This is a genomic window from Methylobacterium trifolii (assembly GCF_022179685.1).
Taxonomy (GTDB): Bacteria; Pseudomonadota; Alphaproteobacteria; order Rhizobiales; family Beijerinckiaceae; genus Methylobacterium; species Methylobacterium trifolii.
This window is the reverse complement of sequence record NZ_BPRB01000337.1, coordinates 1-5,634: the sequence shown is the minus strand read 5'-3', so window position 1 is coordinate 5,634 and position 5,634 is coordinate 1. Positions and strand designations below refer to the sequence as shown.

Here is a 5,634-nt window from a genome sequence, read left to right as displayed (position 1 = left end):
GAGCGGGTCTTGGGCAGGCGCTGCACGGTGAGTGCCAGCTTGAAGGCGGCCACGGGGCCGATCTCGTCGCGCACCTTGGCGACCAGCTCCCGCTCGATCTCGGCGGGCGCCCGCTCCACCTGCGCCTTCAGCACCACGAAGCCGCAGGGCACCTCGCCCTTGAGGGCGTCGCGGATGCCGATGACGGCGCATTCGGCCACGTCCGGGTGGGCGGAGAGCACCGCCTCCATGCCCCCCGTCGAGAGCCGGTGGCCGGCCACGTTGATGATGTCGTCGGTGCGCCCGAGCACCGTGACGTAGCCGTTGCCGTCCAGGGTACCCGCATCCGAGGTGTCGTAATAGCCGGGGAAGGTGGTGAGGTAGCTCGCGCGCATGCGCGCGTCCGAGCCCCACAGGGTCGGCAGGCATCCGGGCGGCAGGGGCAGGCGGATCGCGATGGTGCCCATCGTGTCGGCCGGCACCGGCCTGCCGCCCTCGTCGAGGACCTGCACGTCGTAGCCCGGCATCGGCACGCAGGCGCTGCCGTGCTTGACCGGCAATTGCCCGACGCCCACCGGGTTGCCGGCGATGGGCCAGCCCGTCTCGGTCTGCCACCAATGGTCGATCACCGGCCGGTCGAGCACCCGCTCGGCCCAGGCGACGGAATCCGGGTCGGCCCGCTCGCCGGCCAGGAACAGGGTGCGGAAGCGCGCGAGGTCGTGGCCGGAGACGCGGGCGCCCTTCGGGTCCTCCTTCTTGATCGCCCGCAGCGCGGTCGGCGCCGTGAACAGGCAGACGACGCCGTACTCGGCGACCACGCGCCAGAAGGCGCCGGCGTCCGGCGTGCCCACCGGCTTGCCCTCGTAGAGCACCGTGGTGCAGCCGTGCAGCAGCGGCGCGTAGACGATGTAGGAATGCCCGACCACCCAGCCGATGTCGGAGGCGCAGAAATAGGTCTCGCCCGGCGCCACGCCGTAGAGGTTGGTCATCGACCAGGCCAGCGCCACGAGGTAGCCGCCGGTGTCGCGCACCACGCCCTTGGGCTTCCCCGTCGTGCCCGAGGTGTAGAGGATGTAGAGCGGGTCGGTGGCGGCCACCGGCACGCAGGGCACCGTCCGGCCCGCGGCCTCGGCTGCTGCCACCGCCTCGGCCCAGTCGCGGTCCCGGCCTTCCACGAGGCTCGCGGCGCATTGCGGGCGCTGGAGGATCAGGCAGGCGTCGGGCTTGTGGCGCGAGGCCTGGATCGCGGCGTCGAGCAGGGGCTTGTAGGCGACGACGCGGTTGGGCTCGATGCCGCAGGAGGCGGCCAGCACCACCTTCGGGCCTGCGTCCTCGATCCGCACCGCGAGTTCGTTGGCCGCAAAGCCGCCGAACACCACGGAATGGACGGCGCCGAGCCGGGCGCAGGCCAGCATGCCGATCAATGCCTCGGGCACCATCGGCATGTAGAGGATCACCCGGTCGCCCTTGGCGACGCCGAGGTCGGCCAGCACGCCGGCCAGGCTCGCCACCGCGTCGCGCAGCTCTCCGTAGGTGAGGCTGCGCTTCTCGCCGGCCACGGGGGAATCGTAGCGGATCGCGACCTGCTCCCGCCGGCCGCCCTCGGCGTGGCGGTCGACGGCGTTGTGGCAGGCGTTGAGCCGGGCGTCGGGGAACCAGCGGCCGTAGATCCCGGCCTCGCCGTCGAAGGCGCGGGTGGGCGCTTCCGCCCAGTCGATCGCCCGGGCGGCAGCCATCCAGAAGCGCTCCGGATCGCGGAGGGAGGCCGCGTGGACCTCGCCGTAGCGTCCGGGCAAGGGGGCAGGCGAGGGGTGTTGCGAGGCCATGGCGTACCTTTCCGCGCTCCGTCCCTCGGCCTGCGCCGGAGCGGTTCACGGCCAGCCTTAGCAGAGGCCGCCCCGGCCCGTCGCGGGGGCGCTGAAACGAAAACCGCCGCCCCGTTCGGCACGGGGCGGCGGCGGATGGGGGTTCAGGGTCGAATCGGACGAAAGGCCCGCTCAGTGCACCGTGTCGGCGCTGGCCTGGAGCCGGTTGATCTCGTCCTTGAGATGGAGTTTCCGTCGCTTCAGCTCGGCAATGTGGAGGTCACTCTCCGAAGGCTTGTGGATCGCTTCGTGAATCTCACGCTCGAGGGCTTCGTGCTTTCGGGTGAGCTGGCTCAGATGCGTCTGCAGCGACATGAGTCGTATCTCCTGTCATCGTTTCGACGCGGTGAAACTGCCACAGGATGAGCCGGCTGTCGAAGCCAATCCGGTGGGTATGCCTCACGAAAGCTTGCCGCGAAGCGAGCACTGACGCATGCTCCCCGGCGAACGCGGTGCGGGTCCGAAGGCGACGATGACGCTTGAGTTGGTGGAGAACGCGCAGTCCGATCTCGCTGCGGAGCTGAACCGCCTCAAGCAGGAGCACCGCGACCTCGACAGCGCCATCGACGCGCTGGAGCGCAACGTCGTGGCCGACCAGCTGCAGGTCCAGCGCCTCAAGAAGCGCAAGCTGACCCTGCGCGACCGGATCGCCTACGTCGAGGACCAGATCACCCCCGACATCATCGCCTGAGCCGTCGTTTGACGCCGCCCTGGCGGTGTCCGGGCGCGAAGAGCGCCCCGCGCAGCGGGTTTTCCGGTCTCGGACAACACAGGGCGAAGCGAAAGCCTCAGCCCGCGGAGGCGGGCGCCGGCGACTGAGGCCGATGGAAAACGCGTGCAAGCGCCCTGGAGCGATTGCACTGGATCGACCACGCGCTCGCCTTGCGGGGGGCGTGGCGCCCCTGTAATCGGCGAGACCGGCCTGCGGGCCACCCCGAGAGGGATCGGTTCGATGTCGATGGCGCCCCGGGTCGCGGTCATCATGGGGTCCCAGTCCGACTGGGCGACGATGCGGCACGCCGCCGAGACCCTGGACGCCCTCGGCGTCGCCTACGATCCCCGCATCGTCTCGGCCCACCGCACCCCGGACCGGCTGGTGGCCTTCGCCAAGGGCGCGCGCGAGGCGGGCCTGCAGGTCGTGATCGCGGGCGCGGGCGGGGCCGCCCACCTGCCGGGCATGGTCGCGTCGATGACCAGCCTGCCCGTCCTCGGCGTGCCCGTGGAATCCAAGGCGCTCTCGGGTCAGGACAGCCTGCTCTCGATCGTGCAGATGCCCGCCGGCATCCCGGTCGGCACGCTCGCGATCGGCCGGGCCGGCGCGATCAACGCCGCGCTCCTCGCGGCCGCGATCCTGGCGCTTCATGATCCCGACCTCGCCGGCCGCCTCGACGCGTGGCGCGCCCGGCAGACCGCAGCCGTGGCCGAACGGCCGGAGACCGACGCACCGTGACCCGCAAGACCATCGAGCCCGGCTGCACCCTCGGCATCGTGGGCGGCGGCCAGCTCGGACGCATGATCGCCCTGGCAGCCGCCAATTACGGCCTCAAGGTCCACGTCTACGCCCCCGATGCCGACAGCCCGGCTTTCGACGCGGCCGCGGTCGTCACCTGCGCGCCCTACGACGACGCGCAGGCGCTTACCGCCTTCGCCGACAGCGTCGACGTGGTCACCTACGAGTTCGAGAACATCCCGCGCGCCACCGCCGACCTGCTGGCCCGGCACGCCCCCCTGCATCCGAGCGCGTCCGCCCTCGCGACCACGCAGGACCGGCTGTCCGAGAAGGAATTCATCAACGGCCTGGGCATCCCCACGGCGCCGTTCCGGGCCGTCGACACCCCCGACGACCTCGCCCGCGCCCTCGACGCCATCGGCCTGCCGGCCGTGCTCAAGACCCGGCGCTTCGGCTACGACGGCAAGGGCCAGCGCATCCTGCGCACCCAGGGGGAATCCGACCGCAATGCGATCTTCGCCGAGTTCGGCGGCGCGCCGCTGATCCTCGAAGGCTTCGTGCCGTTCGAGCGCGAGGTCTCCGTGGTCGCCGCCCGCGCCGAGGACGGGAGCTTCTCCGCCTTCGACCTGTGCGAGAACGAGCACCGCGACCACATCCTCGCCCTGACCCGCGTGCCGGCCCCGGGCCTGAAGCCTGAGACCGCTGAGGCGGCCATCGCCATCGCCCGGCGCATCGCCGACGCCCTCGACTATGTCGGCGTCCTGGCCGTCGAGATGTTCCTGGTGCGCGAGGCCGACGGCGCGGAGCGTCTGGTAGTCAACGAGATCGCGCCGCGGGTGCACAATTCCGGGCACTGGACCATCGAGGGGGCGCTGACCTCGCAATTCGCCCAGCACGTGCGCGCGGTCTGCGGCTGGCCGCTGGGCGAGGGCGCCCGCGTCGGCGGCCTGCGGGTCGAGATGCGCAACCTCATCGGGGACGAGGCGGAGGGCTGGCGGGCGCTGCTGGCCGAGCCCGGCGCCCACCTGCACCTCTATGGCAAGGGCGAGGCCCGGCCCGGCCGCAAGATGGGGCACGTCACCCGCCTGATGCCCTGACCGAGTCGGGCCCGGCGTTAGACCCGGCCGGCCCGAAACCGCGTCCCCGAGAGCACACCGGAGGCCCGCCGGGCCTCTTCGGGCGGCCGATGCCGTGCCCGCGGGCCGGGGGCCATACCTTCGCCACATCCGATCGCTTCCACGATGATCGTCGCCCGTCCTTAAGCGGGCGTTCACCGCGATGCGCGAACGTCCCCCCAGCCGTCGGACTGCCGAACGGGGCCGGACGTGGACCGGAGCGGTGTCCGGCCGGGTCGGCCGGGCGGGTCGATGACAGGGATCGGGCCTGCGCGGACGCCGCGCAGCGCGCCGAGGAGAACGGGGCGATGACTTCAGTGAGCTTGCGGGCACCGCGGACGGTTCTGTTCGGAGCCCTGGCGCTGGCGAGCGTGGCGCTGGGCGGTTGCGAGACCGTGGGGAGTGCTGCCGGCCCGCGGCAATACGCGGTGCTGGAGGCCGACACCACGGGCGCCACCAACGTCAACATCGCCTCGCTCACCGAAGTCGTGCAGCGCAACCCCAACGATGCGGCTGCCTACAACACCCGCGGCGCGGCCTACGCCCGCGCGGGCCAGTTCAACGAGGCGGTCGGCGACTTCACCAAGGCGCTCCAGATCGACCCGAACTCGGGCTCGGCCTACAACAACCGCGCGCTCGCCTACCGCCAGACCGGGCGCAACGACGCGGCGCTTCAAGATTTCAGCAAGGCCATCACGGCCGACCCGAACTACGGCCCCGCCTATATCGGCCGCGCCAACGTGCTGCGGGCGCAGGGCGACCTCGACCGGGCGCTCTCGGACCTCACCATGGCGATCCGCCTGATGCCGGAATCCGCCGAGGCGTACCACGCCCGCGGCCTCGTCAAGCAGAAGCAGGGCCAGGAAGCCCAGGCGATCGCCGACTTCGACGCCGCCATCGACCGCAACCCCTTCGTCAGCGCGCCCTACGCCGCCCGCGGCCAGAGCCTGATCGCCACGAACCAGTACGACAAGGCGATCGAGGACTACAACGCGGCCCTCAACGTCAACAACAAGGACGCGACCTCCTGGGCCTATCGCGGCCTGGCCTACGAGAAGTCGAACCGGCGCAAGGAGGCGATGGAGAACTACCAGCGCGCCTCCGTGATCGACCCCAACAACCCGATCGCCCGCCAGGGCCTCGGCCGGGTCCAGGGCGGCGTGGGTTCGCTGTTCAACTGACATAGCTGCGGGACCCGAATGGGTCTTCCCTTGTAACTTGCCCT

6 protein-coding genes are annotated in these 5,634 nt (G+C 71.4%); 4 read left to right on the top strand and 2 right to left on the bottom strand.

The window, feature by feature from the left end; genetic code table 11:
- Together COGEMETH_RS23850 and COGEMETH_RS23845 are read right to left on the bottom strand one after the other, a co-directional pair.
- On the bottom strand, window positions 1-1,805 hold a 1,805-nt coding region (locus tag COGEMETH_RS23850; protein WP_238185167.1), incomplete at its 3' end, for an AMP-binding protein.
- Between the two features lie 171 nt (window positions 1,806-1,976).
- A complete protein-coding gene (locus COGEMETH_RS23845) occupies window positions 1,977-2,159 on the bottom strand; it encodes a YdcH family protein (RefSeq protein ID WP_238185166.1) in 183 nt (60 codons plus the stop codon).
- A 157-nt stretch (window positions 2,160-2,316) separates the two neighbouring features.
- On the opposite strand from COGEMETH_RS23845, the gene COGEMETH_RS23840 reads away from it, so the two are divergent.
- From COGEMETH_RS23840 to COGEMETH_RS23825, 4 genes are all read left to right on the top strand, one after another.
- On the top strand, window positions 2,317-2,535 hold the full coding sequence (locus COGEMETH_RS23840; RefSeq protein WP_238185165.1) for a YdcH family protein: 219 nt from the start codon (window positions 2,317-2,319) through the stop codon (window positions 2,533-2,535).
- A gap of 261 nt (window positions 2,536-2,796) precedes the next feature.
- Window positions 2,797-3,294, top strand: a complete 498-nt coding sequence (purE, locus tag COGEMETH_RS23835; RefSeq protein WP_238185164.1) for a 5-(carboxyamino)imidazole ribonucleotide mutase — start codon at window positions 2,797-2,799, stop codon at window positions 3,292-3,294.
- A complete protein-coding gene (locus COGEMETH_RS23830; protein WP_238185163.1) occupies window positions 3,291-4,391 on the top strand; it encodes a 5-(carboxyamino)imidazole ribonucleotide synthase in 1,101 nt (366 codons plus the stop codon). Before purE ends, COGEMETH_RS23830 begins: the two co-directional genes overlap by 4 nt.
- Before the next feature lie 326 nt (window positions 4,392-4,717).
- Window positions 4,718-5,590 carry a tetratricopeptide repeat protein gene (locus COGEMETH_RS23825; protein WP_238185162.1) on the top strand — a complete coding sequence of 291 codons (873 nt, stop codon included), beginning with the start codon at window positions 4,718-4,720 and terminating at the stop codon, window positions 5,588-5,590.
- Window positions 5,591-5,634 lie beyond the last annotated feature (44 nt).

Coding starts and splice junctions, on each gene's coding strand:
- COGEMETH_RS23845 (WP_238185166.1), bottom strand. CDS start 2,159: ATGTCGCTGCAGACGCATCTGAGCCAGCTCACCCGAAAGCACGAAGCC.
- COGEMETH_RS23840 (WP_238185165.1), top strand. CDS start 2,317: ATGACGCTTGAGTTGGTGGAGAACGCGCAGTCCGATCTCGCTGCGGAG.
- purE (WP_238185164.1), top strand. CDS start 2,797: ATGTCGATGGCGCCCCGGGTCGCGGTCATCATGGGGTCCCAGTCCGAC.
- COGEMETH_RS23825 (WP_238185162.1), top strand. CDS start 4,718: ATGACTTCAGTGAGCTTGCGGGCACCGCGGACGGTTCTGTTCGGAGCC.